The following is a 25,658-nucleotide window of genomic DNA, read 5'->3' as shown; positions in this document are numbered from 1 at the left end:
CGCTTTAGGGCGCTAAGCCCTAAAGCATATTAGGTTAACTCCCTATCCTCCGAAGCCAACAGCTTTGATGTCTAAGGTCTTAACTTCACCATATTCGGCCGCAATAGGCGCAATTGTCTCGGCATTACCTATAATGACAAACTGCAGATTCTGCTGTGGGAAGTATCTAGTGACCAATCTCTGAGTCTCGGCCAACGTTAAGCCATCCACCTTAGCTTGAAAATCATTGATGAAGCCGTTGTCGAAACCATAGAGGTACATATCAGATAGCAAGCCTGCAAGCTGGCCGCTGGTTTCAAACTTAGGCGGAAACTGGCCTTTAACATAGGCCTTGGCAGAATCCAGTGTCAGCTGATCTATGCCTGTTTCCCACAGTCTGGCATAGGTTTTTAGTGCTAGATCGATAGTCTCTTTGGTCGTTGAAGTCTTAGTAAAGGTGCTAATTCTAAATACACCGCCCTGAGAGTAAGCAATAAATCCTGAGCGAGCACCATAGGTCAGTCCGGCGTTCACCCTTAACTCATCGTTGAGCCAAGAGGTAAAACGGCCACCTAAGATAGTATTTACCACTTTCAAACCCACATAGTCCGGATTATCACGTGAAATACCCTTACCACCGATCAGAAAGGTGGTTTCTATGGCATCACTCTTATCCACAAGCAAGACACTAGGCGATGACAACTCGGGCTGCTGCGCCTTAAGATTAAGCGCCAGGATTTTTTCACTATTCTGCCACTGGCCGAACAACTTACTAAGCTCGACTTTCATCTGCTCAGGATCGAAGTCACCGACCACACTGATGGCCGTGTTGCTTGGCTGGTAATAACTTTTGTGAAAGGCTCTCAGCTGTGAAATATTGAGCTCGGCTAAAGACTCGCTAGTACCTGAGGTGGCATTGCCATATGGATGTGCACCGAAGACGAGTTTATCGAAATAGCGGCCAATAACAGAACGTGGGCTCTCTTTAGCCTGAGATAATCCGGCAATCTCTCTTTGACGCAGTTTATCAAATTCGTCTGCATCCAAGTTGGGAGATAAAAGCAGGCTCTTGATGAGCGGCAAGATGGTTTTGCTATCTTTAGCCATAAAATCGGCACCGATATAGCTACCCTCTTTACCCGCATCGGCATAGATAGAGGCGCCGAGGAAATCTACCATCTGCTCTATATCAGCCTTAGATTTTCCATCTGCCCCCAATAACAGGCTTTGAGCCGTCATTGCAGCCACACCTGAGGTGGTATCATTTACAGAACCCGCACGCACCACAGCGCTAACAGTCACTAAGGGGACTTCTCTCTGGGGCATCAGATATATAGTCAGTCCATTGTCTAAAACCAGGTGTTCATAGGCTGGCATGCTGAAACTACCGGTATCGACGCTGGTACTGGTCGTCGTTGAGGCACAAGCCGATAGCGCTAACACGCTAGCCAGAGTGATTGCTGCCATTAGCTTATTTGAACGCTTAGTGAGATGAGTTAAGGTATTCATTCATCTGTCTCCTCTGTTGCAGCCAGCACGGCGACACTACGATTTGCACGGCGTAGATAAATTTGTGCCACACGCTGAAGATCTGCGGGTGTGACCTTGTTATAAGCTTCGGGTGCATTAAATAATTTCTCGAAACTACCAAAATACAGCTCGTAGGTACCAACAGTATTTGCCTTACCATTGATGGTTTCCATGGAGCGATAAAAATTCATCAACTTGATATTTTTGACCTTCTCCAGCTCTTTCTCCGTCACACCTTCACGGGCAATTCGATTGATCTGGCTTATCATTCCCTTCTCAAGTTCAACGGCGGTGATCCCTGGATTGGCAACGCCCATGACATAGAAGAGGTTTGGATCAATTGTCATCGGCAGGTAAGTTTCGACTTCGATGGCAACTTGCTTCTCCACTAAAGACTGATACAGGCGGGAGCTATTGCCCTCACTGAGCACAGAGGAAAGCAGATCCAGAGCATAGTAATCTTCATGTGACGTAGCTGGTACATGATAGGCGAGCATGACATTAGGTGTACTTACCGATGCCTTTTGAATATAAGTTCGACGCTCACCTTTTTGCACTGGCTCTATAGTCGTCACTTCTCTGGGAGGCGCCTGGGCCGCAATGGGAGCGAAATACTTGTTGGCTAACGCCTTAACTTCAGCAAACTTCACATCACCAGCAATGACAACTACGGCATTGTTCGGCGCATAATAGGTCTTGTGATACTGCACCAGATCGTCCAAGGTCCAGGCGGTAATATCTGACTCATGGCCGATCACTGACCAGCTGTAGGGATGAGCCCTGAAGGCTATGCCTTTCATCTCTTCCTGCAAAGTACGCCAGTTTGAATTTTCCAAACCAGTAGTTCGCTCAGAGGCAACCACGCCACGCTCGCTCTCTACCATTTTTGCATCGATATCCAGATGGCCGATACGATCGGCTTCCAGATCGAAGATGGTCTCTAATGCATTGGCAGGAAACCAATCCGTATAAACCGTTAGGTTTTCCGTGGTGTAGGCATTGTTAGCTCCACCAGCAGCTTCCATTGTTCGGTCAAACATCTTAGGACCGTACTTTTTGGAGCCATTAAACATCATATGTTCGAAGAAATGAGAGATGCCTGTGATACCTGGCACTTCATTACGAGACCCGACTTTCCAAAAAAGATACATGTTGGCATTTGGAATCGATGAATCTTCCAACACCATTATTTTCATGCCGTTATCCAGAGTAAAACTCTTGATGTCTTCGGCTTGGGTTGCTTGCACGGATGTTGAGGCTAGGGCCCCTAACATAAGTACTAGCCCTAAAATTTTGCGAATCATTTTCCGCTCCCTTTTTTATGTTTGAACTAACAGTTTGACTCTCTGCTACACCCCATAAGGCCAGTTATTTATCCTGACTCGATAGGAATGACACACTAAGTCGAACATATAATGCTAAAACTCGTTGAAATTCAACTGCACTTAAGTAAATAAACAGAAACAAATTGTAAATAACATGGTCCACGAAAGTAACAGGATTCTGAATATTATCTAAGTCTTATCTTTCTGCCTGAAACCCACACATATAAAAGGCTAAAAATGCTGTAATTTCAATCAAGCAGCTATGCTTACACCTCCCCGCCATAAGAATTAATAGGTTTAACACCTAAGTTTTATTGTTAGGTTTACGGCTAGATTTATATCGAAAATGTAGGCTAGTTAGTGGTTTAAACACAGATTTAGTAGCCAAAGATAAGACGTGATGATTCGAATAGTAAAGACTGAAGAGCCTGATGCGAATGTCATCGCTTTTAAACGAATATTCAGAAGCTGATCAATAACTCTGGTTACTGATTACTGGTAGATTATCCCCAAGAGTGACAACAAGTCGCACTCAGGCAAGACGCAAGAATTCCTGTTAATGTCGAAGCGGAACTCAGGGCAGTATCAAGCTCAGCAAATGAAGACTGCTCCGTAGAGGCCCCTTATCTCAGGGTAACCTAAGTGATATATCGATCAATGGTGGTGCCTATACCGGTAAGAAGACCTATGCCATACAAAAAGGAGGCTCATACTTGTTACAAGTAAAGATGATGCCGGATATGGAAATTCTATCTCTTCCCATCACGATTAAAAACATAAACAGTATCGGATATGATAAAGAGCTGGCTCAGTATGGATTCTCTTTAAATAGCCCGCAGAGTGAAGCCGATTTTTTTGGTGCAGAAAGTGATTATTAATCACCTTCTTCAGTAAGACTTAGCACAAGTGAATCGCTTTACTTCAAGCAATAATTTTTCTAGAAAACCCAATTCGTTATTTTTATTTGCCACACTCCTGACAAGACCAACCACCGATTTTGGTATTTAACAGCATCCAGATCAATAAGAGCACTAGCCACACCCCTGCGGTAACAATAGTTAGCACAATATGCACCAGGAACATGATCAAACCGGTTTTACTGCTTGCTCGATGATGCACGGTCTTTTTACTGCAGTGGCGGCATTGCTTGATGGTTTGCTCGATTGATTTAGCCATTGTTTACTTTGATTTATGGATGTTACCTGGATCTTGTGTGATAGGCCCTGAGCTGTCAAGTGACCCCTACATAGCTTAGATCTGGCTATCCTTTCTGATAGATAGTTGCTCAGTAGCAGCCCCGAAGAGCGGTCCACCTAAATCGGCTTAGGTATTTTGCGTTCTTTTGATGCCGCTTGCCTCGCCTCTCTCAGGTACTTATCCTCACGAGACTCACGCTCATTAAATTGCTGTTTCGCCTTCTTCATCTGCTTTGCTTCCCAGTCATTGGCGTGCATTTTATTGTAGAGTTCTTTTTCTCGCGCCTGGGTCTCACCCGCTGCATCCCTGGCTTTTTGTAGCTGATCTTGCTCAATCTCTCGGGACTGCTCCCGAGCCCCATCGGCTTTCTGAATCAAAGTTTGCTTATCTGACGCCAAAGTACAGGTCGAAATCAATAAGCAGCCCCAGCTCAGCATGAGTATATAGCCCTTAATGCCCTTCCTTGTTTGGCTGTTAAATAACAATTTCATTTATTCCTCCTTAAATTCACCCACTAGGCTAGGTACCTGAGTGCTATTCAAAAATTGATCGGCATATGACTCCTGACGAATACGCCAGAACTTTACAAATTCAACGGCTGACATAGGTTGTGCGAACAAGTACCCCTGCTGAAAGCGTACCCCCTTCTCAAGCAGAGCTTTAGATTGAGAAGGCTCTTCCACCCCTTCAGCAATTATCTGCATACCTAAGGTCTTTGCCATTTGAATATTAGCATCTAATACTTGAGTGCGATCCGGAGAGATGATTAGCGTATCGACAAATAACTTATCTATCTTAATCACATCAATATTCAACTCTTGCAGATAAGATGCACCACCATAACCCGTTCCCGCATCATCTAATTCGATACAGACACCTAAGGCCTTCATCTTCTCGACATTCATCCCCGCTTCTCGCAAATCTTTCAGCGGTAACCTTTCGGTAATTTCTATTGCTAGCTGGTGACAGGGATAGCCATTCTTGGATAAGGTAACAAGTTCATCGGCAAAAAATGGTAACTCAAGATGCTGAGGTACCAAATTGATACTGCAACGAAAATTCGGTGAGCATTGCAGCACCTCAGCAAGATCATTCGGCATATTATTAACTAGCTGCAGAGTCACCTTATTGATAAGTTTACTCTGCTCTAAAGTTTGAATAAATGCCCCGGGAGACTCAACCGAGCCATTGGGTTTAATCCAGCGAACTAGGGCTTCAGCACCCACAATATAACCTGTTTGCGCATCGATAATAGGTTGATAGAAAGCGACTAACTCCCGCCTTTTCACAGCCAATGTTAATCTATATCCCAGAGAGTAATGTTGGGTTCCGATTAAATGAATGATGTAAAAGCAGAGTAAACTGAATACGATAGAAATTGGAATGGTTAAACTCAGGGAGTTAAGCATTGCCCCAATTACCCGCTTTCTACCCACCACGGCATCGATATATATTGGAAATTCTCGGCTAGGGACTCTAATTTCATTCAGTACGGCACTGCCCACTACCCCACCTAGATCCAGGATCAAGTCACCATTAGCCAGCCTGACTTCCACATGCCGACAATCAACACACAAGTCTTCAAAAAAAGAATAACTATCTTCCAATGCTATTCTCACGGCATTAATACGATCTTCGGTCTCGAGAGTTAAAAATAGATCTTTCTTCTCTATCCCCTGCCAATCGTATCCCATGACAGAGATGGTTCTTTTTTTATTCTTATCTAAATAAGTGACGTTATTTAGATCTCTGTCACCTTGGGATACCGCCACATTGCCCACTACAGAGCAGTAAATCCAGGGCGGTGAATCAAGGTGCCTGATGAGGAATAAGCCGGCGACAAGATGATCGAATAGAAACTCCTCTAGGGTTTCCCGTCCCTTAGAATCACAGCCCGCAAAATCGACTTCATTCAGCTTCTCTAGGTTTTTTACAGAAACGCTCAGCTTATGTTCAATAAAATTAAGCAATTGCTCCGAATCGGCTTCCACCTCATTGGTAACTAGCCTGAAAGCGTAAAGATAGGAAGTTACTATTGCTATGATGAACACTAACAAGGAATATAGTCCAATAGATGATGCGTTTTTAAATTTAGTCATAGACAAGTCCCTTCAAGCACAAGATCAAATTCCTGTTTACAAATACCCACCAAGCTCTCCCGCAAAAACAAAGCACTACAGCCCCATATATTAACCTCTGCGTCATATATATGCGCAGGTAATATCACTCTAAACATCCGTTATCTATCAGAAAAACCCACTTTTTTATTGAGCAACAAAATATAAAATTATTTTTAACTCAACTGTAATCTTGTACTAATAGAGAGCATGCATTTTTAACTGAATTAACACCTAAACAGGGGCTAGGGAAAGGGCAAGGGCGGGAGAGTAGTGAAAGTAAGGGGATGGATCTAAGAACTCATCTAATATCTAGACTAGCTTCAGCTAAACACTTGTAGTCAGGCTAGAATACCTTCAAACCCAAACAGATAAAGAAGCGCATTATTGCGATTATTATGACTCGTAGCGCTTTCTCACACTCGCTGGCATAGAGTTAAGGCGTTGATTCACCATGGCGCTCAATGCTCGAGTTAAAGGCGTCACACTCATTTTTGGATCTATGGCCTTGAGCATCATGGCCGCCGCCTCAAGTGTCGAGAGACTATCGCTACGACTCGCCTTACGAATGGTATAATTCGAGCCGGACTGCAGATCCAGATGCAGGGAAGGATATTGAAGCAACCAAGGATTGAGCTGCAATAGCTTATAGGCTTTCCTCCAGGTTCCATCTAGCAGTAGCAAGATAACCTCATCATCGAATCGCTCCTCCTCGGCATTCTTACTCTTATCGGAAGGGTAAACCAGATACACAGGCTTGGTACTGGCATCGAGATATTGACGCAGCTCCGCAAAATCATCAGGTCCTTCACCGACTAAGACCCGCGTCTCCGAAATAACCAGGGATAACAAGCGCACGCTATTCTTAGCATGTCCGACTTCGCTGGGGTCTTGCAACACTATAAGCTCTGTGGATACTCGCATAAGCTCTATGCTCTCGCAGAGACAAGCCTTCAAGGGATAATGACATTTGGGGCAGTTAGGGCGGGCCACAGGGCTCTCTTTTTTTAATCCATAAATAGAAGCACTAGTGTAACCGACATGAGGTACAAACTGTATCTTGAACCCGACACGCATAAATTCTCTTATATACCATCTAGAAATAACTCTTTTTAAATAGAAAGGTCCATATATAAATCCCACAACGCCCCTTAGCCTATGTGGATTTAGGGAATGCCGTCATGATGTCATGATGTCAGGAACATAATTGACCCCTGACTTGTAGTCATAAATGTTCCTGACATAAAAAAATGCCCGCCTCCTGTGGTTAGCAGTTGGCAGGCAAAGGGTGTTATTTGATATAAGTTAGCTCCTAGATTCTAGGACCTAGTCACTATGAACTCGTCTTAATTAGCATGCTGCTCCTGATGCCAATGATCTAAGCGTGGCATGGCTAGCATAGCTAATAACATAATGGCTAAGCCCCCCATCACCAGCGCAACCGCATAGGGCGCCGTCAGATCCGTTTGTTGTACGAGTCCAGCCAACAGAGAAGCGCCACTCATCTGAATAAATCCAAGCATGGCCGTTGCCGTTCCGGCTCGCTCGCCGAATGCCGACAAAGCCATGCTAGTTGCAGGACCAAGCAAGAGGGCGAAACCGATACAGAGCAAGATCATAGGTAGCATAAAGCTAAATGCTGCTGCTAGACCCGCTTGTGGTCCCCAGGTCTGAACCAACACCTGAGACACTGCCGATAACAACATGGTACACAGGGCCAAGATGACTGTGGGACGATTGCCTAGCTTGTTAATTACCATAGGAGCCAAGAAACAGGCTGCTATATTGACCGCAGCATTGAGGCCAAATAGGCCACTGAATGTCAGCTCTGACATGCCTAAGTGATCGATTAACCAAACTGGCGCATAGGAAACATAGCTCAAAATTGCCGCCATACCAGCCATGCAACATAAGGCATAGAACATAAAATGAGGCTCACTGAGTACGGGCTTGTAACGTGACCAACGATAAAGCGGGCCTGTGGTATCTGTATTTTTAGGTCGTGTTTCCGGTAAACGGTACCCTACGACTAACATAATCACTATGGCGTAGAGTGTCATAAAGATAAAGGTCGATCGCCAGCCAAACTGCAATGCCAGTAAACCGCCTAAGGTCGGAGCCAATGCGGGAATCACACAGATGACCCCATTGAGATAACTATAATATCGCGCGCCCTCTTTAGGGCTGAAGCAATCTCGCACCGCACTGAAGACGACTATTGATGTCGAACAAGCTGCAAGCCCCTGAAGTACCCTGGCCAGCTGTAGCCAATGAAACTCCATGGCCATGGCCGCAAATAGGCTGCTGACTCCGTAGAGTAGAACACCGAAGATGGCGATAGGACGACGTCCATAACGATCCGCTAACGGGCCAATGAGTATTTGCCCTACACCCATGGCAAATAGAAACAACACTAAGGTCGATTGGACTTCACTCGATGTGATAGAAAACTCGGCTGCCATGGTCGGCATAGAGGGCAGATAAATATCTATGGCCAATGGACTTAACACCACCATAGACATGAGTATAGGTAACAAATTTCGACGCATTATTTTTCTCAAGATGAAACATTATTCTATGGCTTAATTTTAGCTCAGTGATGTTATGAACAGAAATGGTATAATTTCAGAACTGAATTTCCTTTAAGGAATAACTAATGAATCTGGATAATCTGGCCCGTATCGATCTCAACCTGCTGGTCATATTGCAGGTACTGCTGGAAGAGCAAAGCGTTACCCGTGCAGCCAGTCGTCTGCACCTGAGTCAGTCTGCACTCAGTAAGAGTCTTAATCGCCTACGCGATACTCTGGGGGACCCTCTGTTTCATCGTACCGCCCACGGATTAAAGCCTACAGCTCATGCAGTGCAACTTGGCCAGAAGTTACCAGATATGCTTCAGGGACTATATCAACTGACACAACCTCCTAGTTTCACTCCAGCAAGCAGCAACCGTCAGTTTTCCTTTGCTATGGTTGAGAGTGCCTATGAAACCTTATTGCCATATTTTATCGGGCCATTACTCAATAATGCACCGAACCTCAAACTCGATACCTATGTATGGATGGGGCAATCCATGCAGGCCCTACAGAAGGGACAGATAGATTTCGGTATTTCAGGCAGAGATCTTCATCCACAATCTGATTTAAAAATTGACAGGCTTCCCGATGGGATAGCTCACAAGACCCTGTTTACCGACAAGCAGATCTGTTTGGTCAGAGAAAATCATCCAATAATTTCAGCCTTTAAAGCAGGTAAATGGAATCTAGAGATCTATCTAGAGATGTCACATGTACAGGTGCGCTGTGAAGGTAATGACTGGTGGGCACTGGACTATCATCTGGCAAACTTGGGCCATAGACGTAGGCTCAGCACCACAGTACCTGACTTTTATGGCGCGGCAAGTGTGTGCGCCCATAGCGATCTGATATTCACCTTACCATCCAGCTTTGCCCGCCATGCCGGCAAGCTGTATCCACTGGTCGAGCTACCCTTGCCATTCGAATTTATTCCATTGGCCTATGTGCTGCTTTGGAACTCTCGTAATAACGAAGAACCCGGCCATAAATGGATCCGGGAAACCATATGCAAGAGTGTCGCCGAGGCTTTCGATAACGAGACTCTTGGTAATTAGACTTGAGATAATACAAAGCTGAAATAACGAGAATTTTAATAACTCGTCGCCCATTCAGCTTAGATTAACCCAAGCAGGTTTATCATAGTGATACAGAGAGGATTATCGCCTTTACAGACAATCTGTTACATATTCGCAGCCAGATTAACTGAATTTAACGTGATCTTAGGTTACTAAATATGCAGACTGGACAGAGTTAATTTTTGGAGTTTTTATGATCTATAGTCAATTTCAGCAATCACCATTCCAGGCAAGATTCTCCGGAGTAAAAGGCTGGATGGCATTCGCTATCGGTATTCTAGTCATCACCTTAGCGCTTATAGCTCTGCCATTCCTACTATTATTCGGTGCTATCAGCTTTATCTTGTTAAGCCTATTTGGTCGCCTATTTCTTAAGAGGCAGCTAGCTAAGTTTCAACAGCAGCAAGCCCAGAGTACTAATGCCAGCAGCCAGCAACAAGACAGTTTCTCAACCCCTAGCGAACACCAGAGTCAGCCAATATTTACCGATAATGCCTTTACAGATAATCGTCACCAAGCTAAACCCCACCAAGGACGCACTTACGAGCACGATCCAAGCTAGTAGGATTTAACCTTACATAGGCCGACATGAAAGCTTGGTGCTAAGAAACGCTTAAACCTTAAATTGTGAAGCTGTCAGAGGCCGCTTTAACAGCGCCTCGAAACGCTTCCAGTGTTCATGTTTCCTCGTCTCGCCATCTTTTTCTACCCAGCGGGCTACGCTCTCTTCTCCATGATTATAATTAATCACATAGGCTCGATTAGAGAGATAAAATTTAACCCTCTGCTTCGCTCTTGAATGAGTATATAAACCATATTTGATCAACAGGTTTTGCGCATCCTCTTCGCTGATATGACCATCGGTCAACTGCTCACAGACCAAATTATCCAAATAGGCTAGTTTCTTATAACAAGCTAGGACTTTATGGTACTTCTCAATATCCCCTTGGATCCCCGCCAGTGGCATCAAGATGTCACGTTCGAAATCGATCACCTCTTGCTTAGACATAATAAGGCTCAAGCCATAATTAGCACTGCCTTCCGAGAGAAAAGAGATAGGACTGTAGAGAGGATAGACTGCATATTCGATCCATTGTTCGGTTCTGACTAAGTCTCTCTCCTGCAACAGATTAAATACATGGTGACCTGGATAACCTTCATGACTGGCAAGCTCTAGGCACCGCTCAATATAGAGAGGCTGATCTTGGTTAAGCTGAATGAGACTCTTATAGTTACCCTGATACCAGTTATAGGCGGTCCAGATTTTATCGGTGACAAATTCGATACTAAAGCTTTCTTCATCGGGTAGTTCAATATGGGCCCCAGTGAGCGCCCTCGCCTTATCTACTGAGGCTTCGAATACAGCAGGGATCTTACTCTGAGGCACTATAAATTCTGCTCTAAATTGTTCAAACCTCTCGGCTAACTCTCCTTTCCCCGGTAGCAGCTTATCTAATTCATCTTGTATCGACTCGAATGAACATAAACCGAACTTTTGCGATTGAGTATCATATAAACCTTCAGATTCAACATCGAAACTGCCTATATCTCCTTGAAGATGGCTCAGATAGTAAACCACAGACGAGACTTGTTTATTTAAGAAATTCAGTCTGGAAATAAGTTTAGTATTGATAAGGTATAGATCGAGATTATTCAAGCACTTGAGTTGCGCCTTTGCCATTTTATGCAGCTCTGACAGGGTGAGTTTTTTACACTCCAACCGCCAGACTTCAGGGCCATAGAAGGCATCAACATAGAAGGGATCATGCAGGCCGATAGCCAGCACCAACTTGACATAAGACTCAGCAATATCATTGAGTTCCTGATTAAACTGTTGATCATTCATAATGATTACCTTCCCTGTGTTGTCTCTCTTCTGCACGTGTCAGCAATTTAATGCCCTCTCAGCCCGAATAACATAAATGTAACACATTGCATATTGTATGCAACAATTGGCTTGGCAGAATTTCAATTTCAACTAACTAGGAGGGGTTAAACAGGAGGAGTTAAACCTATCGCCATGGGGATATAGAGGTATTAATCAGCAAGATGCTGTTTCGCTTTTAGGCTAGCTAGAGCAGGCTGGATAAGCCAAGTTATGTGCGCATCTAGGCAGGTTTTCTGTTAATCCTGGCATTTTTCCCGATAGATTTTGATCCGCAAACTTGACTCCTTAGGAGCCAGTCAGCGGATCTGTCAATTTATCGCTTAAGCTTCGCCATCTACCTTGTTAGGGCGTGACACCATATACAAACGGAAAAGTGCCACATTGATGAATAGACCTATGAAGGCAATAAACACTTCGACGATCAGCTGAGCAGGAAAAAATGAATCAACCAGAGCCGAAATTGCGCCTCCCACGAGAGATAGAGGTATGTATAGCATAAGTACCATCAGGGTCTTAAACGCTATTGGACCACTAAATTTAAAACTCGCCTTAATCGCTTCGAATGGCGTTAACCGTTCGACGACAATCATAAAATTCACGTAGGCGAGTCTGGCAAAGATATAGATACTCATGGTGAGCCCGATTAGCCACAAGGGGCCGAAGGCTGCAAAAATCATCACAGGAGCGAGAATAGCTAAGCCTGAGAATACACCAGCCAGTAACAAACCAGGAACGAAGTTCAAACTGGTCTTCAATATCAGTGCTGTACTCGCTTCATGACCCTGTGAGCGGATCTCTAAGAAGATAGTAAAGGCTGCGATTAAGAGTGAAAAGACCAACAACAAGGCCATCATGGCCGCCATGTGTGAGGCACCAAACTGAGGGTTTTCTAGATCGGCCCCCCTGATCTCCATACTTAGCCACAACTGAATACCTACCTGAACAAATAAAATAGGCACAGTTAATACGGCTAACTGGCTAATATGATTACGAAAGAAGTTATAGGCTTCTGTTAATATCGCAGACAATGGCATGGGTGTTTCCAATAGATAATTAAATAAGCAGAATAAGGCAGCTAGGATACCGAAATTTGATACTTTTTGCACCGATGAAATACCACATTACTGAGCTGAAACGGTAAAATAGATGCAATACTATTGTTAAAAAAGCTAGAATGCTTGCAACAATTGAATTAATTAACCATTGGAAGAAAAAATGAAACTATCAGCAGTGATCGGCCTACTACTCGCTAGCACGACTTTAAGCACCCCAGCGACTGCAGGTTGGTTTGATAACCTCTTTTCAGCGGAAGAAGCAAAACCCCAAGTCGTACAGACCCAAAGCAATGATCTTGTAGGCAGTGTCATGTCACAGCTAGGACTCAATAAGTCTCAGGCTGAAGGCGGATTAGGCAGCTTACTTTCTCTGGCTAAATCTACACTGGGCGGTAATGATTTTAGCTCTATCGCCAGTGCCATTCCAGGTATAGACAGCCTATTATCAGCGGCTCCAGCCTTGGATAACGAATCTGGTATGTCAGGTTTACTAGCAAAAGCTGGCGATCTGGGCAGCTCACTTCAAGGCGGTGCTCAGGTTTACGACGCCTTCGAAAAACTTGGAATATCTAAGGAACTCGCAGCCCCTATGGTTGATATAGTTAAAGGCTACTTAGATGCCAATGCCGGTGAAGGAACCACAGATATGCTTATGAAAGGCCTGAGCGTCATTCTTTAAGCTTGCAGCTAAGGGAAAAGGAGATGAAGTAAGATTCATTATTGTATCTAGTTTACAAGTGAACTCTTATTTCATCTTTTACTCTAACCCTTTATTCTGAACTCACTTCAAATCGACAGGGTCTTTTATGTTAGCTAAATTAAAACAATTTCTAACGTCACACTCACAAGCCATCACACCGGAAGAGAAAGCCCGCCAATTAGATTTAGCCGCCGTGAGTCTACTGCTCGAAGTCGTCTTTGCCGATGAGACCTTGAGTGAGGAGGAAGCAGAACTACTGCCACAACTCATGATTAAGGCCCTATCTCTGACACAGGCAGAAGCTGAAGTTCTCATCGATGAAGCTAAGAAGATACAAGGCGACTCGATCTCTCTCTATGAATTCACCAAAGAGATAAACGAGCAGTGTGACGTCGAACAGAAACAGAAGTTGATATTAGCCATGTGGAAGCTAGCCTATGCCGACGGTCAGCTGTGCCAATATGAAGATCAGATCATTCGCAGGACCGCAGACCTACTGTATCTGAGACACAGTGAACTCATACAGATGCGTAATTTGGCCATGGACAGTCAAGCTTAGCGGCTAGCTGTTAGGAGGCTGAGCCCTGATACTTACCCAGGAATAGACTCATTGTGGATATTGAAATTTAGGTCAATTGCTTGGCAATATCCAAGCCTTTGCCTCTCAATTCTAGTATCTTATCCTGTAGCCCCCCAACTTCCATTTTCAAACCTACAGCCGTCGCTTGTTGGGATAGCCAACTGGTTCTCTCATTTTCATCGACCTCATCCCACTCATCTAACACTATATGAGAAAGCGCTAATAACGCCGCCTGCTTAGAGAAGGGATCGGCTTTATAGGGATGGTTTTGATACTTTATTCCTTCGACAAGTTCAGGGGAGAAATTCCAGTTTTTTGCCAATAATGCAGCAACATCTGCCGACTCATAGCCCAAGATGTCTTGCTCTATGAGTGACTTTTTATCACCATTGGCAGCGAGCTCACGAATTTTAGCCGATTTATCAGGCTCGATTGTGGCAATGAGCAGCTCACCAATATCGTGCAATATGCCACAGGTAAATGCCGTATCCGGAGCTGCACCACATCGCTTGGCAAGCTCCTGCCCATAGAGAGAAACCTCGAATGTTTTCCCCCAGAACTCACCCAGGTCAATACCTGCGATAATAGGCACGGCACCAATTACCGCCGATGCTATTACTAAGGTTCTCAGGGTTTGCATACCCAAACGAACCACAGCTTCATCTATTGAACCTACCTCCCTGCTGCGACCATAATGAGCCGAATTGACTAGCCGTAAAATTCGGGCGCTGACGAGGGGATCGTGAGAGATTTTTTCGGTTATTTCTGCCACCGAGGCAGCATCATTGTTAACCAGATCGAGCAACTCGCTGACCGCCTTAGGTAAGCGTGGTAACTCATCTATATGACTGAGTAATGCGGCTGAATCCATTCTATATCCTCCACAAATCATTTAACTTAGAGTTAAAAATATAGAACAGAAAATCCGAATATGCTCAGGTTTATCTCTCACAGAATCCCGTTTATTTATGGCAAATTCGGAGCTTTCCACAATAAGCTAACCTAGGCAGCTTGCAGCTCTTGCTTACGTGAGAGATGATTCTTCTGCCACCATAAAATCGGTGCAACCACTAAGATCATGATCAGCGCATATAGCATGCTCGACCCCAAGGCAAAACCAAGCATGATGCAGAACAGACTGCCTATCGCCACCAGAGGTAAGTAACGCTTACTCAGTAGTTTTGCCGCGGCGAGCATAGACATCAGATAAATGATAACAAACACACCATTGGTCCATGCAATCAGATGTTCAAGCTCTTGGCCCGAAATATGGGTTAAGACTATGACTAAGGCCATGGCGAGTAACACGGCAGCCAGCGCTCTTGCAGGAACCTGATGGCGATTGAGAGAAGCAAAATAACCCGGCAATATGCCCTCCCGACTAAAGCTCCACAACAAGCGAGAAACGCTGGCCGTATATACATTTACAGTCGCCAAACCACCCGCTATGCCTAAAATACCAATCACTTGAGCACCATAACCACCAAGCAGGTTATCGAAGCTTGCTACCATGGCTAAACCTGTCCCAGTCTCAACTGGGGTCATCAGTAAGAGTCCTGTACACGCGAGATAAACCACTCCCACTAAGACAGTGCCTATCATCATGGCAGGGATCATGTCTTTCTTAGGATCTTTAAAGTCATTGGCCAAATGAGTCATGGCTTCCACCCCTAAGAAACTCCAGAAAGCGATACCTGCAGCAGCCATGATTAAACTTGCATCACTGGAGGTTACTCTAGATATAGACTCCAGCTTATGCAGATTCAATCCACCGGCACCAAACATCAAGACCACAACACTGACAATGGCTATTGTCAGTACAAATTGCAGCTTGGCAGAGACATGTATACCTCTGAAATTAAGTAAAAATAGCAAAACTAGCAAGCCTAGCTCCATAGCTATCTGACTCCAGCCTGATACTGGCACCATGGCATCGACAAATTGAAATGTCATTAAGATAGCGGCAGGGGCAGCGAGTGGCACCACCAAGAGGAAAATCAATCCTATCGTTCTCCCCGCAGTCCGACCAAATGCCTTCTCGACAAAATATGCAGGTCCGGCGGCATGGGGAAAAGCCCCGGCTAATCGACCAAAAATCAGTGTGACTGGTATGATTGCAAGCGTTAGTAGCAGCCATGCGAGTAAGGCATCATTACCTGCCGTTGCTATCGTCATCTGTGGCAAGATAAATACTCCTGTGCCCAATAACGTTGTCGCCATCAAGCCTGCCCCCTGCCAGCGCCCAATTGTTCCCTTTATCTGATCCATCTACCTTGCCCTTATACTGCTATAGCAGCCCTACCCTATTGATTGTTAATATCACAGACAACCATCAAATCGTTGGTGCAAGGCTGATATAATTATGGAGTTAAATTTGGCCTAAATACTTTTCACACCCCCATAACTATGGGGATATGCTCCATTAGTATAAACTTAGCTCTCGATACAAACTGTCGTATTCAACCAACGGATTTGAGTTATGCGCCGACAAAACGTCGGTTATAGTCATTATTTCCGACAAATAGTTGGCAACAAGTAACAGCGACACATAGGTGATCAGGAGTATTAGGTGGATCAATTAGACAAGTTCGATAAGGCGATCATCAAGGCGTTAAGAGAAAATGCCAGACAGAGCATATCCAACATCTCCGAGGCAGTGAGTTTGTCTCGTTCGGCTGTCTCCGAGCGAATTAAGAAGCTCGAGAGCACAGGTATCATACGTGGCTACCAGGTACTACTTAGCGAATCGCAAAAAGAGGGAGTATCTGCCTACTTCGAGATCCAGCACAGATGCCCGCGTTGTGCCGATGTTGTTCCCGTTTTCCATTCCATTCCCGAGGTAGTGACTTGCCGGGGGATCACTGGAGATATGGATCTCTTAGTCTATGTGCGGGCCCCTTCGATGAAACGCCTCCATGAGATCAGAGAGTTTATCGATTCCCAAACCGATATCATCAAAATAAAAACCCATGTGGTCATGAGTGAGTGGATAGATAACCGGGACGAATAAATTAATTTCACACCTAGAGTTCATTGACCACGAACTAGAAAGCTAACTAATGCATAAACTATGTGGTTTAGCTTAGAAATCCCCCCAACTTCACGCTAGACTAGCGATATCAACTTTATGGTAACTATCTATGCAGATCGAAAAGACAGCCGAACTTAACTTGTTATGGGGCACCCTGATCTTAGAGGAGCTTGCGCGTTTGGGGGTACAACATGTGTGTATGGCACCGGGCTCGCGCTCGACTCCCTTGACCTTGGCCGCCGCTAAACAGACGAAGTTGCAACAACATCTGCATTTTGACGAACGAGGCTTGGGGTTTATGGCTTTAGGTTTAGCCAAAGCAAGCCTGGCTCCTGTCGCGATAATTACCACATCGGGAACCGCTGTTGCCAACCTTTATCCTGCGATAATTGAAGCCTGGTTGACCCATGTCCCTCTCATCGTACTGTCAGGAGATAGACCACCGGAACTTCTCGACTGCGGCGCCAATCAAGCCATAGTGCAGCCAGCAATTTTTTCTCAGTACGCTAAACAGATAAACCTACCTACACCGGATCTCGCTATTCGCCCCGAATCTCTCCTGGCTAAGATAGATGAAGCCATCAGTAATCAGAGTCGACCCGTGCACATCAACTGCATGTACCGAGAACCCTTATACCCTTCCACCATGAGCGCCAACTTTACCAAATACCTGAGTACCTTAGGAATCTGGCAAGATACCAGTCAATCCTATGTTCAATATTCCAGTGCTAAATTGCAGAGCATACCCAGCCAAGAATCCTTGGCACGCTTCGTTCATGGCAAGGGGGTGATCATTGCCGGCACTCTATCCCCTAAAGAATCACCGGAAGCCTTGATCCTGTTATCACAAAAGCTTGGTTGGCCACTGCTCACAGATGCTCAGTCTCAGCTCAGACAACACCCAAGCGTTATTGGCAATATAGACCAATTACTCGATCAGCCTAAGGCCAAGGCGATTTTACAACAGGCCGAACGCGTCTTAGTCTTCGGTGGTCGTCTGATATCGAAACGATTAATCAGCTATCTTGCGGAGCAAAAATGGAAGCGTTATTGGCAAGTCCTGCCAGCACAGATGCAGCTAGATCCCAGCCATAGCACCAAACAAGTATGGCTGTGTGATCTGCACACATTTGCCTCACTGCCATGGCCTAGATCTTCACAGGTCAACTGGGCTCTGCAGCTGACTCAAGTCAATGACAGCCTGGAAACCCTGTTCCAGCACCAGATAGACAATGGTGAATTTGGTGAGGCCATGGTAATACGTAGCATCGCCAAATCACAGACACCATCACAGCAGTTATTTATTGGCAACAGCCTGCCCGTGCGTCTCTATGATATGTTTGCCCCTATGACCCCGGAATACGGCTCGGTTTACACGAACCGAGGAGCATCTGGTATCGATGGGCTATTGGCAACGGCTTGTGGCATAGCCAAGCACTGCAAGACGTTAACCACCTTAGTCATAGGCGATATATCCCAGCTGCACGATCTTAACTCCCTTGCCATAGCACGTACCATGAAGACACCTTTTGTCCTGGTGATCTTAAACAACGATGGCGGTAACATCTTCAACTTATTACCAATCCAAGATGAGAAGTTAAGAAACGATTACTACCGCCTCTCCCATGGCTTGGAGTTTGGTTATGGTGCCGCCATGTTTGGCATAGCCTACAACCAGGTCGATGATATCGAGGGTTTCCATGCAGCCTATCAGGATGCCATTGAATTTAATGGTCCCTCAGTTATCGAAGTGACAGTGGCGCAAGATCAGGCCAGTCAACAGATTGCTAAAATCGCTTCCTGGGTCAAGCAAAACTAATGCTGGCCTTGACTTGCCACGGTAACAAAATTAAACCGGCTCTGGTCATGATCCATGGCTTCCTGGGGAGTGGAGCCGATTGGGCCTCTGTGCTACCTGAACTGAGCAAACATTTTTACTGCATCTGCATCGACTTGCCAGGACACGGAGACAGCCCAGCACTGACACTCGACACTCCTGGCTTGTATCGGGTGGCGACTCAAGTTCATCAATCCATATCGGCTCTGGACATAAACAGATACCATCTACTGGGATACTCACTCGGTGGCCGTATCTCGCTGCATATTGCCCGGCAATACAGCGAGCAGATCCTCAGTTTACATCTAGAGTCCGCTCACCCCGGACTCACCTGCAGCAGAGATAGACAAGCCAGACTCAGCAACGATGAGATGTGGAACGCCAGACTCGCTTGCCAGAATATGCATAAGTTTCTCAATGCCTGGTATCAACAAGGCGTATTTTCCGAGCTATCTGAGTCCAAACGCCAAGCCTTGGTCGAAACGCGCAGCAAAAATTGTGCTCAAGGACTGCAGTCTATCTACCTGGCAACATCCCTGGCCGTTCAAGAAGATCTATCTCAGTTACCCAATCAGATCCCAACTCCCTGTCATTACTACGTTGGAAAAAATGACAGTAAGTTTTTAGCCCTGGCACTAGACTGGCAGCACAAGTCACAATTAACAGTGCATCAATTCGAGCAAGCCGGGCATAATGTGCATCTGGCTGCTACGGATAAATTTTGTCAGCAATTGATATTACAACTCACAGAGACTCCTCAATGATCATCTCCTCGGCTCAGCTATATTCTTACCAGATCCCTCTGGATAAACTGCTTCCCGTCGGCAAACAGCGAATCGATCAACGTAGCGGACTGGTTCTCAGGCTGCAAGTAAAGGGCAACTCGGAAGCCGCGAAAACAGCAGACTTACGCACCGAGTTAGTTGAGATAAGTCCATTGTCTGGCCTGGATATTGATGGTCATCCCTTGATGGGCTTCAGTCAGGAAAGCATGGAAGATGTTAGCCAACAGCTAGTAGAGCGACTCGACTCCCTCATAGATAAGCCGCTAATCCATCTGTTAGATCTAGCCGATGAGACGCAATACCCGTCACTCGCATTCGGCCTGAGTCTGCTCTATGCCAAGCTTATCGGCCAACTCGATGATTCAGGCCTGTCACAGCGGAAAAATACTGTCATCCCGCTCATCTATCACACGGAAGGCGATCCCATTAGCACCTTGCACGACCGAGTTCGCGCCCTAAGCAGGGACACACATTCGGTTAAGATAAAAGTCGCCCAAGCCTCATTGGAAGAAGAGATCCAGCTTGTCCATCAAGTGCTGGCCATAAGACCCGATCTAAAACTCAGACTCGATGCCAACCGTGGCTTCACCTTAGAGCAGGCCATCGAATTTGCCGCCTGTCTGCCTATCCACGCCATCGAGTACATAGAAGAGCCTTGCATCGACCATAACGATAACCCAATGTTCTATCGAGCCATAGGCATGCCCTGGGCATTAGATGAAACCCTTAACGAGCCAACATTCAAGTTTGAAATGCAGCCTGGCCTAACGGCGCTAATCATCAAGCCTATGCTAATGGGCACATTAGAGAAGATACAAAAATTACAGCATCAAGCCGACCTATATGGCGTGCGAACCATATTGAGCTCCAGCCTAGAGGCCAGCTTAGGCATTGAGGCTTTAGCAAGATTAAACCAGATAATGTCGCCTGATGAGGCTCCGGGGCTAGATACTTTAGGCGCATTTAGCACAGATTTGATCATAGAGTCTGGCAAGACTAAATGCCTTAGGTGTGATGATCTCAACTTGATAAAATCTGTCTAGGTAGAGGAGGTCCCTTGCAACGAGTCCCTGTTATCTCTCCCCTGCATCAGTCGGCGAACACTCATCCACAGGCGGTAGCGATAAGCTGGCGCAGCAAGGGGCTCAACACGGCGCTCAGCTATTTATCCCTGAGTCAGAGGGTCATATGCCTAGGTGAGCAACTTCTAGCCGCAGGCTTAACAAGAGGAGACAGGCTCGCCTGTATTGACAATAACTCAGTCGAATTGATCATGCTTTACTGGGCATGTATCGATCAAGGCATACTCTTTTGCCCACTCTCACCACGCTTTCCTCAGACACAGCTAACCGAGCTCGTCGAGAGATATGCATTGAGCCATGTCTGGGCGGGAGAGCTGCATCAAGACTTATTAAGCCAGGACCTACTAACCCATACAAAACTAGTCTTAGCCATAGACATGAGCCTATCGAGCGACTCCCTTGCAAAAAGCATCGATGCCAAGCTCCCCGTCAATATTATTCTCACCTCGGGTAGCATAGGTCAGCCCAAGGCCGCGTTGCACAGCCTCAATAACCATATTGAAAATGCCGAAGGCTCCCGCTGCTTCATACCTCTGCAATCCAGTGATAGCTGGCTGCTAACCTTGCCGATGTTTCATATTGGCGGTCTGGCAATCATCAACCGCTGCGTCTTAGCTGGCGCATCTGTGGTATTACAAGATAGAGAGTCAAAAATCTCGGAGCAATTAGCCAGAGATAAGATCACCCATCTCTCATTGGTGTCGACTCAGCTGATCAGGCTATTAAAACAAGACCCCAGCAGTCTTAAATTGGTTAAGGCGCTTCTGCTTGGAGGCGGGGCAATATCTTCAACTCTTTTAGCTCAATTGAAAACGTTAAATGTACCTAGTTTTACCAGCTATGGTATGACAGAGATGGGCTCTCAAATCACCACAGGTTATGCCAATGAAGATGGCAGTAGTGGTCATCTACTACCGGGACGAGAACTTAAGATTCAAGATAATAAGATCTATGTCAGGGGAAAAACACTCTTCCTGGGTTATCTCACGCCTCATCCTCCTGAGCATTCTGTTACCGATCCTCAAACTCATGCTCTAACAAAGAATGAAAAACAGATAACACTTCCAGTGGGTCCCGATGGCTGGTTTTTTACCAAAGACAGAGGTTATTGGAATGATGACGGCAACCTGTGCATCTTAGGTCGCTGTGACAACATGTTTATCTCTGGTGGTGAAAATATCCAACCAGAAGAGATAGAGGCGATACTCAAGCAGCACCCAGAGATTGAAGAGGCTATCATCTTTCCTCTGGCCCATGACGAGTTTGGTAACTTGCCTGCCGCGATCATCAAGGGCTATATCCCGCAGCAAAGTGAGCTAGATACCTTAGTCTGCAGCCAAGCCGCCCGCTTTAAACGCCCTCGCCAATACTATCTCTGGCCTGAGGTCGAGCAAACCAGTTTGAAGATATCGCGCAAACAGATAATTGAGGCGGTATTGGGGAAGGAACTAGGAAGCTAGAAAGCTAGAAAGCTAGAAAGCTAGAAAGCTAGGAAGCTAGGAAGCTAGGAAGCTAGGAACTCAAGCATAAATGTTCCAGACACAAACCCCCTCCATCGCTATCCTGCGATCGGGGATAAGTATATCCAGACACAAACCCCCTCCATCGCTATCCCTGCGATCGGGGATAAGTATATCCAGACACAAACCCCCTCCATCGCTATCCCTGCGATCGGGGATAAGTATATCCATATACAAACCCGATAGCTTTCCATCCATGGGCTCTCGGCATAAATGTTCCAGACACAAAAAAACCTGCCGCAGCAGGTTTTCATATTCTCTTTGAATCTGGTGAGCTTTACGCTTCCATACGACCCTTGAGCTTGTTCATGGCATTCTTCTCAAGCTGCCTGATACGTTCGGCAGAAACTTGGTAGGTTGCGGCTAGCTCTTGCAGCGTTGTCTTATCTTCATTCAACCAACGGGCTTGAAGAATATGTTGGCTACGTTCATCAAGCGTCTTGATGGCAGCCAGAAGACGAGTTTGATTATCGGCCTCAAAATTATCTGTTTCGACCTGATTCGCTAGATCTGAAGAGTGATCTTCAAGGTACAGAGCTGGTGCATAATCCTGAATGTCATCGTCATTATCGCTAGCAAGGTCGAACGCAGGATCTTGAGCAGCCATGCGTGACTCCATTTCGGTCACATCGGCCTTAGATACGCCCAGATTCTCGGCAACCATACCCACTTCAGCATCACTAAACCAACCAAGACGTTTCTTCGACTTACGAAGGTTGAAGAACAGCTTGCGTTGAGCTTTAGTGGTAGCGACTTTCACTATGCGCCAGTTTTTAAGCACATACTCATGAATTTCGGCTTTAATCCAATGAACGGCAAAAGAGACTAAGCGAACTCCAACATTTGGATCGAAACGCTTAACCGCCTTCATCAGACCAATGTTGCCTTCTTGAATAAGATCAGCCTGGGGCAAGCCGTAACCGCTATAACCCTTGGCGACATGAACAACGAAACGAAGATGGGACATAATCAACTGCTTTGCAGCCTGTATATCTCCAGTTTCCTGTAAACGCTTAGCCAACTCATGTTCCTGCTTGGCTTCCAACATAGAAATGTTGTGTGCCGAATGAACATAAGCTTCTAGGCTACCGCTTCCATGAGGAACCACAAGTGCCATTGATTGCGTTATATCAGTCATTCACTCTCCTATTCTGTCTTAACTTACTGGCCTAACAAATACAGCAAACAATACCTTCATAGATATACAAGACAGAATATAGCACTGGCTTATTCCAACAAGATGAAAGTTTTGTTGCGGCGTGCCCTCTGTTCAATACCGAGGTAAAAAGGGCAAGATGATGAACTATCGGCGATCTGACAACTTATGTCAACACACCTAAGATGAAATAATTGATACTAACTTATCTCTTTTTACGGCTTCTTTAGCCGATTTTTTTAAAAATTAGTTTCTAAAGCTAGTTTTAAGGGCTATTTATAAGAATTACTTACTAAAGGCCTGTCCCGTGAGAAACGGCTCGCCTCAGTGAGTAGACAAGCAAAGCGCAGATTAGTTCATAAAGCTTATCGCTCTAACAAAAGCTAATAGGGCTCAAGACCGAGCCCTAAAGTATTCCAGCATCTAATTATGAAGGTTCGATCGCCCTCAGATGGTGGCGGACAGAAAGATATGAGCCCAACCAACCTAAGAAAGAGGCAAGCCCTACAAGCTGGAACAGCTCCACCATAGACAGAGATTCCATCTGTAGCTTGCTACCGTATAAGCCCAGTAATTCTACCAATGCACTGTCGAGATACAAGACCAAGACGTTGATAATGATCCAAGCCAAGATACCACCTATGACGCCATACCAGATCCCTGTATACAGGAAGGGTCTCTGAATAAAAGCTTCTGTCGCTCCAACTAGCTTCATCACTTCGATCTCGTCACGACGATTCATAATGGCCAAGCGTATGGTATTACCTATTACGAGTACCACGGCTAACACCAATAAGGCGGCAATCGCTAACACTGTACGCTCGAGTAACTTCACCACGGCCTGTAGTCTTTCCAACCACTCGATATCGAGTCGGCCAAAACTCACTTCAGGCTCATGCTCTAACTTCTTAAGCAACTCACGGGCACCGGCTGGACTCGAATATCTGAGACTCGGTGTCACAGTCACCACTGCTGGCAGTGGATTAGTATCTAAATAAGACAGAGCTTCGCCGAATCCTGACAATGACCGGAACTCTTCCAGTGCCTGGTCACGATTGATATAATTCACTTCGCTGACTTCAGGGTAAACCTTAATTCTGGCTATTAAACTTTGAATCGTTCTCTCGCTACGAGCATCGTTAACAAATAACGATATCTCGGCGGCGCTGTTCCAGGACTGAGTTATCGTCTCGGCATTTTTAACTAAAACTTGTAGTGCTGCCGGTAGACTTAAACTCACCCCCAACACTGCCATAGTCATGATAGAGGAGATTGGATTACGCCAGAGTTCACCCATACTTCCCATGGCATGTTGTATATGACGAATGAAGAACATCACAATACGGCCGGAGATGGGTAACTTGCTTCTTGTTAGCTTTGGCTTCTTGCTCATGTCATTCCCTGTGTGCCATTAGACATCATATGAATTTAAACGGTAAATGGACTTTCTGGAGCAGAAGTAGGCTCCTCCCCTCCTAACACTCGTCCCTGTTTCAGGGTCAAGGTTCGGTATTTCATTCTCGCGATCAGACCTAAATCGTGTGTAGCAATCAAGACAGTAGTGCCTGAGTCATTAAACGTCTCAAATAAACGCAAAATATCCATAGATAATTTTGGGTCTAAATTTCCCGTGGGCTCATCGGCCAATAACAAAGGAGGCTTATTCACAATCGCCCGGGCGATACCTACACGTTGTTGCTCACCACCAGACAGCATGATTGGGTGGTGGCGCTCTTTACCGTAGAGGCCAACCATATCCAGCGCCGCTAACACGCGCTTTTTTATCTCGCCGAGGGAAAAGCCTTCGATAACCAGTGGCAGGGCCACATTATCGAAAACGCTCTTCTCCATTAACAAGTGATGGTTCTGAAAGATCATGCCGATATCTCGTCGAAGATATGGCACATCTTTTCGAGACAATTTGGCAATATTGTGTCCATTAATGGATACCCGGCCAGTATTAGCACGCTCAATCACAGTGATTAACTTAAGCAAGGTACTCTTACCGGCACCAGAGTGACCCGTTAAGAATGCCATTTCACCTCTTTGAAGATGAAAGTTAACATCAGTTAAGGCTTTCTGCCCACCCGGATAAACTTTACTTACTTGCTCAAATTGAATCATCTATTTCTCATTTCCCTCTGAAAGAGCCCTGGCCTAGGCTCTAAATAAGTTACTTCTGTTCTTCATTCTCTTGGATACAGAATAAATTATTTCTGCTCTT

24 protein-coding genes are annotated in these 25,658 nt (G+C 45.5%); 10 read left to right on the top strand and 14 right to left on the bottom strand.

The window, feature by feature from the left end; genetic code table 11:
* Positions 1-42: 42 nt before the first annotated feature.
* The gene (locus SVI_RS01125) at positions 43-1,488 is read right to left on the bottom strand and encodes a M16 family metallopeptidase (RefSeq protein WP_013049523.1); all 1,446 of its coding nucleotides are present in this window, start codon (positions 1,486-1,488) and stop codon (positions 43-45) included.
* Positions 1,485-2,813, bottom strand: a complete 1,329-nt coding sequence (locus tag SVI_RS01120) for a M16 family metallopeptidase (protein WP_013049522.1) — start codon at positions 2,811-2,813, stop codon at positions 1,485-1,487. Before SVI_RS01120 ends, SVI_RS01125 begins: the two co-directional genes overlap by 4 nt.
* A gap of 734 nt (positions 2,814-3,547) precedes the next feature.
* On the opposite strand from SVI_RS01120, the gene SVI_RS21320 reads away from it, so the two are divergent.
* A complete protein-coding gene (locus SVI_RS21320) occupies positions 3,548-3,712 on the top strand; it encodes a hypothetical protein (protein WP_013049521.1) in 165 nt (54 codons plus the stop codon).
* An 82-nt stretch (positions 3,713-3,794) separates the two neighbouring features.
* Here the strand turns inward: SVI_RS21320 and SVI_RS01115 are convergent, their stop codons facing one another.
* The 5 genes from SVI_RS01115 to SVI_RS01095 form a co-directional block, all read right to left on the bottom strand.
* Positions 3,795-4,010, bottom strand: coding sequence for a hypothetical protein (locus SVI_RS01115; RefSeq protein ID WP_013049520.1), 216 nt, complete (start codon positions 4,008-4,010; stop codon positions 3,795-3,797).
* 137 nt (positions 4,011-4,147) lie between these two features.
* Complete coding sequence (locus tag SVI_RS01110) at positions 4,148-4,522, bottom strand: hypothetical protein (RefSeq protein WP_013049519.1); 375 nt, start codon at positions 4,520-4,522, stop codon at positions 4,148-4,150.
* Positions 4,523-6,130, bottom strand: a complete 1,608-nt coding sequence (locus SVI_RS20630) for an EAL domain-containing protein (protein ID WP_049791014.1) — start codon at positions 6,128-6,130, stop codon at positions 4,523-4,525.
* Between the two features lie 414 nt (positions 6,131-6,544).
* Positions 6,545-7,141 carry a tRNA-uridine aminocarboxypropyltransferase gene (locus SVI_RS01100; RefSeq protein ID WP_013049517.1) on the bottom strand — a complete coding sequence of 199 codons (597 nt, stop codon included), beginning with the start codon at positions 7,139-7,141 and terminating at the stop codon, positions 6,545-6,547.
* Between the two features lie 353 nt (positions 7,142-7,494).
* Positions 7,495-8,697 (bottom strand): multidrug effflux MFS transporter, encoded by a 1,203-nt coding sequence (locus tag SVI_RS01095; RefSeq protein ID WP_041419557.1) that lies wholly within the window; start codon positions 8,695-8,697, stop codon positions 7,495-7,497.
* Positions 8,698-8,804: 107 nt separating this feature from the next.
* Between SVI_RS01095 and SVI_RS01090 the strand changes: the two genes are divergently transcribed.
* The gene (locus SVI_RS01090; RefSeq protein ID WP_013049515.1) at positions 8,805-9,779 is read left to right on the top strand and encodes a LysR family transcriptional regulator; all 975 of its coding nucleotides are present in this window, start codon (positions 8,805-8,807) and stop codon (positions 9,777-9,779) included.
* Between the two features lie 214 nt (positions 9,780-9,993).
* Positions 9,994-10,362 (top strand): hypothetical protein, encoded by a 369-nt coding sequence (locus SVI_RS01085; RefSeq protein ID WP_013049514.1) that lies wholly within the window; start codon positions 9,994-9,996, stop codon positions 10,360-10,362.
* 51 nt (positions 10,363-10,413) lie between these two features.
* On the opposite strand, the gene SVI_RS01080 is transcribed toward SVI_RS01085, so the two are convergent.
* Both SVI_RS01080 and SVI_RS01075 read right to left on the bottom strand, forming a co-directional pair.
* Complete coding sequence (locus SVI_RS01080) at positions 10,414-11,646, bottom strand: hypothetical protein (protein WP_013049513.1); 1,233 nt, start codon at positions 11,644-11,646, stop codon at positions 10,414-10,416.
* Between the two features lie 362 nt (positions 11,647-12,008).
* Positions 12,009-12,722: a hypothetical protein gene (locus tag SVI_RS01075; protein WP_041419556.1), complete on the bottom strand. Its 714-nt coding sequence runs from the start codon at positions 12,720-12,722 to the stop codon at positions 12,009-12,011.
* A gap of 181 nt (positions 12,723-12,903) precedes the next feature.
* On the opposite strand from SVI_RS01075, the gene SVI_RS01070 reads away from it, so the two are divergent.
* Together SVI_RS01070 and SVI_RS01065 are read left to right on the top strand one after the other, a co-directional pair.
* The gene (locus tag SVI_RS01070) at positions 12,904-13,422 is read left to right on the top strand and encodes a DUF2780 domain-containing protein (protein WP_013049511.1); all 519 of its coding nucleotides are present in this window, start codon (positions 12,904-12,906) and stop codon (positions 13,420-13,422) included.
* 127 nt (positions 13,423-13,549) lie between these two features.
* Positions 13,550-14,002 (top strand): tellurite resistance TerB family protein, encoded by a 453-nt coding sequence (locus SVI_RS01065; RefSeq protein WP_013049510.1) that lies wholly within the window; start codon positions 13,550-13,552, stop codon positions 14,000-14,002.
* 67 nt (positions 14,003-14,069) lie between these two features.
* On the opposite strand, the gene SVI_RS01060 is transcribed toward SVI_RS01065, so the two are convergent.
* The gene (locus SVI_RS01060) at positions 14,070-14,894 is read right to left on the bottom strand and encodes an HDOD domain-containing protein (RefSeq protein WP_041419555.1); all 825 of its coding nucleotides are present in this window, start codon (positions 14,892-14,894) and stop codon (positions 14,070-14,072) included.
* A gap of 131 nt (positions 14,895-15,025) precedes the next feature.
* Positions 15,026-16,291, bottom strand: a complete 1,266-nt coding sequence (yjeH, locus tag SVI_RS01055; RefSeq protein WP_013049508.1) for an L-methionine/branched-chain amino acid transporter — start codon at positions 16,289-16,291, stop codon at positions 15,026-15,028.
* A gap of 301 nt (positions 16,292-16,592) precedes the next feature.
* Here yjeH and SVI_RS01050 point away from each other — a divergent pair, with 301 nt between their 5' ends.
* From SVI_RS01050 to menE, 5 genes are all read left to right on the top strand, one after another.
* Entirely contained in the window at positions 16,593-17,033 is a 441-nt protein-coding gene (locus SVI_RS01050) for an Lrp/AsnC family transcriptional regulator (protein WP_013049507.1), read from the top strand.
* A gap of 130 nt (positions 17,034-17,163) precedes the next feature.
* Positions 17,164-18,873: a 2-succinyl-5-enolpyruvyl-6-hydroxy-3-cyclohexene-1-carboxylic-acid synthase gene (gene menD, locus SVI_RS01045; RefSeq protein WP_013049506.1), complete on the top strand. Its 1,710-nt coding sequence runs from the start codon at positions 17,164-17,166 to the stop codon at positions 18,871-18,873.
* The gene (gene menH, locus SVI_RS01040) at positions 18,873-19,655 is read left to right on the top strand and encodes a 2-succinyl-6-hydroxy-2,4-cyclohexadiene-1-carboxylate synthase (protein WP_013049505.1); all 783 of its coding nucleotides are present in this window, start codon (positions 18,873-18,875) and stop codon (positions 19,653-19,655) included. Before menD ends, menH begins: the two co-directional genes overlap by 1 nt.
* A complete protein-coding gene (menC, locus tag SVI_RS01035; protein WP_041419554.1) occupies positions 19,652-20,719 on the top strand; it encodes an o-succinylbenzoate synthase in 1,068 nt (355 codons plus the stop codon). The genes menH and menC overlap by 4 nt, the downstream gene beginning before the upstream one ends.
* Positions 20,720-20,733: 14 nt before the next feature.
* Positions 20,734-22,218, top strand: coding sequence for an o-succinylbenzoate--CoA ligase (menE, locus tag SVI_RS01030; RefSeq protein ID WP_013049503.1), 1,485 nt, complete (start codon positions 20,734-20,736; stop codon positions 22,216-22,218).
* Positions 22,219-22,555: 337 nt separating this feature from the next.
* On the opposite strand, the gene rpoH is transcribed toward menE, so the two are convergent.
* From rpoH to ftsE, 3 genes are all read right to left on the bottom strand, one after another.
* The gene (gene rpoH, locus SVI_RS01020) at positions 22,556-23,416 is read right to left on the bottom strand and encodes an RNA polymerase sigma factor RpoH (RefSeq protein ID WP_013049502.1); all 861 of its coding nucleotides are present in this window, start codon (positions 23,414-23,416) and stop codon (positions 22,556-22,558) included.
* A 445-nt stretch (positions 23,417-23,861) separates the two neighbouring features.
* Positions 23,862-24,827 carry a permease-like cell division protein FtsX gene (ftsX, locus tag SVI_RS01015; RefSeq protein ID WP_013049501.1) on the bottom strand — a complete coding sequence of 322 codons (966 nt, stop codon included), beginning with the start codon at positions 24,825-24,827 and terminating at the stop codon, positions 23,862-23,864.
* Between the two features lie 35 nt (positions 24,828-24,862).
* Positions 24,863-25,558 carry a cell division ATP-binding protein FtsE gene (ftsE, locus tag SVI_RS01010; RefSeq protein WP_013049500.1) on the bottom strand — a complete coding sequence of 232 codons (696 nt, stop codon included), beginning with the start codon at positions 25,556-25,558 and terminating at the stop codon, positions 24,863-24,865.
* Positions 25,559-25,658 lie beyond the last annotated feature (100 nt).

The organism is Shewanella violacea DSS12 (assembly GCF_000091325.1).
GTDB classification, from domain to species: Bacteria; Pseudomonadota; Gammaproteobacteria; order Enterobacterales; family Shewanellaceae; genus Shewanella; species Shewanella violacea.
The sequence above is the reverse complement of the archived record's forward strand: the minus strand, read 5'-3'. Positions and strand labels throughout refer to the sequence as shown.

Coding starts and splice junctions, on each gene's coding strand:
- ftsE (WP_013049500.1), bottom strand. CDS start 25,558: ATGATTCAATTTGAGCAAGTAAGTAAAGTTTATCCGGGTGGGCAGAAA.
- SVI_RS20630 (WP_049791014.1), bottom strand. CDS start 6,130: ATGACTAAATTTAAAAACGCATCATCTATTGGACTATATTCCTTGTTA.
- SVI_RS01060 (WP_041419555.1), bottom strand. CDS start 14,894: ATGGATTCAGCCGCATTACTCAGTCATATAGATGAGTTACCACGCTTA.
- ftsX (WP_013049501.1), bottom strand. CDS start 24,827: ATGAGCAAGAAGCCAAAGCTAACAAGAAGCAAGTTACCCATCTCCGGC.
- SVI_RS01110 (WP_013049519.1), bottom strand. CDS start 4,522: ATGAAATTGTTATTTAACAGCCAAACAAGGAAGGGCATTAAGGGCTAT.
- menD (WP_013049506.1), top strand. CDS start 17,164: ATGCAGATCGAAAAGACAGCCGAACTTAACTTGTTATGGGGCACCCTG.
- SVI_RS01070 (WP_013049511.1), top strand. CDS start 12,904: ATGAAACTATCAGCAGTGATCGGCCTACTACTCGCTAGCACGACTTTA.
- SVI_RS01085 (WP_013049514.1), top strand. CDS start 9,994: ATGATCTATAGTCAATTTCAGCAATCACCATTCCAGGCAAGATTCTCC.
- SVI_RS01090 (WP_013049515.1), top strand. CDS start 8,805: ATGAATCTGGATAATCTGGCCCGTATCGATCTCAACCTGCTGGTCATA.
- SVI_RS01125 (WP_013049523.1), bottom strand. CDS start 1,488: ATGAATACCTTAACTCATCTCACTAAGCGTTCAAATAAGCTAATGGCA.
- rpoH (WP_013049502.1), bottom strand. CDS start 23,416: ATGACTGATATAACGCAATCAATGGCACTTGTGGTTCCTCATGGAAGC.
- SVI_RS01080 (WP_013049513.1), bottom strand. CDS start 11,646: ATGAATGATCAACAGTTTAATCAGGAACTCAATGATATTGCTGAGTCT.
- menH (WP_013049505.1), top strand. CDS start 18,873: ATGCTGGCCTTGACTTGCCACGGTAACAAAATTAAACCGGCTCTGGTC.
- SVI_RS01075 (WP_041419556.1), bottom strand. CDS start 12,722: ATGCCATTGTCTGCGATATTAACAGAAGCCTATAACTTCTTTCGTAAT.
- SVI_RS01065 (WP_013049510.1), top strand. CDS start 13,550: ATGTTAGCTAAATTAAAACAATTTCTAACGTCACACTCACAAGCCATC.
- SVI_RS01115 (WP_013049520.1), bottom strand. CDS start 4,010: ATGGCTAAATCAATCGAGCAAACCATCAAGCAATGCCGCCACTGCAGT.
- yjeH (WP_013049508.1), bottom strand. CDS start 16,291: ATGGATCAGATAAAGGGAACAATTGGGCGCTGGCAGGGGGCAGGCTTG.
- SVI_RS01120 (WP_013049522.1), bottom strand. CDS start 2,813: ATGATTCGCAAAATTTTAGGGCTAGTACTTATGTTAGGGGCCCTAGCC.
- SVI_RS01095 (WP_041419557.1), bottom strand. CDS start 8,697: ATGCGTCGAAATTTGTTACCTATACTCATGTCTATGGTGGTGTTAAGT.
- menC (WP_041419554.1), top strand. CDS start 19,652: ATGATCATCTCCTCGGCTCAGCTATATTCTTACCAGATCCCTCTGGAT.